Source organism: Streptomyces sp. NPDC058955 (genome assembly GCF_042741435.1).
Lineage (GTDB): Bacteria > Actinomycetota > Actinomycetes > Streptomycetales > Streptomycetaceae > Streptomyces.
Window position 1 is genome coordinate 1 of sequence record NZ_JBHYKM010000093.1, and the last position, 1,976, is coordinate 1,976.

The 1,976-nt window shown below is 80.1% G+C and carries 2 protein-coding genes; both read left to right on the forward strand.

Going from position 1 to position 1,976, the window contains the following annotated elements; all coding sequences use genetic code 11:
- The first annotated feature begins 124 nt into the window (after window positions 1-124).
- Window positions 125-709, forward strand: coding sequence for a universal stress protein (locus tag ACFW1I_RS28285; protein ID WP_384675151.1), 585 nt, complete (start codon window positions 125-127; stop codon window positions 707-709).
- 132 nt (window positions 710-841) lie between these two features.
- Window positions 842-1,976 (forward strand): phosphoribosyltransferase family protein (locus ACFW1I_RS28290; RefSeq protein ID WP_384675153.1); only part of this gene is annotated, 1,135 nt, incomplete at its 3' end.

Sequence of the window (1,976 nt, forward strand, 5' to 3'; positions counted from 1 at the left end):
CCGCGCGCGGGCGGGGGGGGGGGGCGCGCGGGGGCGGGGGGGGGGGGGGCGCCCGCCCCCGCGCCCCCCCCCCCCCGCCCCCGGCACGGAGGTCTCCGGCGAGCTGATCCCCGGCGAACCGCTCGTGGTCCTCGCCACCCGGGCCCGGGGCGCGGACCTGGTGGTGGTCGGCAGCCGGGGCACGGGGGCCTTCGGCGCCCTGGTGGTCGGCTCGGTCGCCGTCCACCTCGCCGCGCACGCCGAGTGCCCCGTCCTGGTCGTGCGCGGCCGGGAGGAGCCGGACGGGCCGGTGGTCCTCGCGGTCGACGGCTCCCCGGACTCCGACGCGGCCGTCGACTTCGCCTTCGCGGAGGCGCGGGCGCGCGGCGCGGAGCTCGTCGCCGTCCACGCGTGGGCGCCGAGCACCGGGCCGGCGGACCTCACCCCGCTCTTCCGGAGCGCCGAGGACGTGCACACGGAGGCGGGCCGCGTCCTCGACGCGGCACTGGCCCGGGCCGCCGCACGCCACCCGGGGACGAAGGCGGAGCCGCGGCTGCTGCGCGGCAGCCCCCGCGAGGTCCTGCTGGAGGAGAGCGAGGGCGCCCAGCTGGTCGTCATGGGCGCGCGCGGGCGCGGAGGCTTCGCCGGCCTGCTGCTCGGCTCGGTGAGCCAGGCCCTGCTCCACCACGCCCGCTGCCCCGTCGCCGTCGTCCGGAACACGGCGGGCTGAGACGGGCCGCTGCCGGCGCCGGGTCCGACGGCGGCGCCGGTCGGGCCGGGCGGCCAGGTGGGACCCTTGAGGTACGGGCCGGGCCTGACGGCCCTCTCGTGGGGGAATCGCCCATCGGGAAGGCGGCGCGTCATGTACTTCGCCGACCGCGTCGACGCGGGGCGGCAGCTCGCCGCCCGCCTCGACCACCTCAAGGGCCACGACGTGGTCGTCCTCGGTCTGCCGCGCGGCGGGGTGCCGGTGGCGGCCGAGGTCGCGGAGGCCCTGGACGCGCCGCTGGACATCTGTCTCGTCCGCAAGCTGGGCGTGCCGATCCGGCCCGAGCTGGCCATGGGGGCGATCGGTGAGGGCGGGGTACGGGTCGTCAACGAGCAGATCGTGCGGGACGGGGGTGTCACCGCGCGGGAGCTGGCGGCGGTCGAGGAGCGGGAGCGCGAGGTCCTGGCCGACCGGGCCCGGATGTACCGGGGCAGTCGCCGCCCGGTGCCGCTGGAGGGGCGGACGGTGGTCGTCGTCGACGACGGGCTGGCCACCGGCGCGACGGCGCTGGCCGCCTGCCGGGTGGTACGGGCCGGGGGCGCCGCGCGGATCGTGCTCGCCGTGCCGGTGGCCCCGCACGACTGGACGGCCCGGCTCGGGGGCGAGGCCGACGAGACGGTGGCCGTGCACACCCCGACGGGGTTCGCCGCCGTCGGCCAGTTCTACCGGGAGTTCGACCAGACGCCGGACGCCGAGGTGGTGGCCCTGCTCGACCGGAGCCGGACGGCGGGCGCCCCGGTGGTCCGGCACACCTCCGTGCGCATCCAGACCGGCGGCCCGGAGCTGCCCGGCGATCTCGCGGTGCCCGACGGGGCCGCCGGGCTCGTCCTCTTCGCGCACGGCAGCGGCAGCAGCCGGCGCAGCCCCAGGAACCGGGCGGTGGCCGCCGCCCTGAACGGGGCGGGGCTCGGGACGCTGCTGTTCGACCTGCTCACCGAGGCCGAGGCGGCCGACCGGGCGCGGGTCTTCGACACCCCGCTGCTCGCCGAGCGGCTGGGCCGGGCCGCCGGCTGGGCGGCCGAGTGGCCCGAGACCGAGGCCCTGCCCCGGGGCTACTTCGGGGCGAGTACCGGGGCGGGGGGGCCGCGGCGGGGGGTGGGGGGGGGGGCGCCCCCCGGCGGACTGCTGGTTGACCCCCACGTCCCCCGGGCGGGGGCGGCCGACGGCGCCGAGCGCCTCGGCGGCGGGCCGGGCGCCGCTGGTGCAGCCGGCCCACATGCGTACGGTC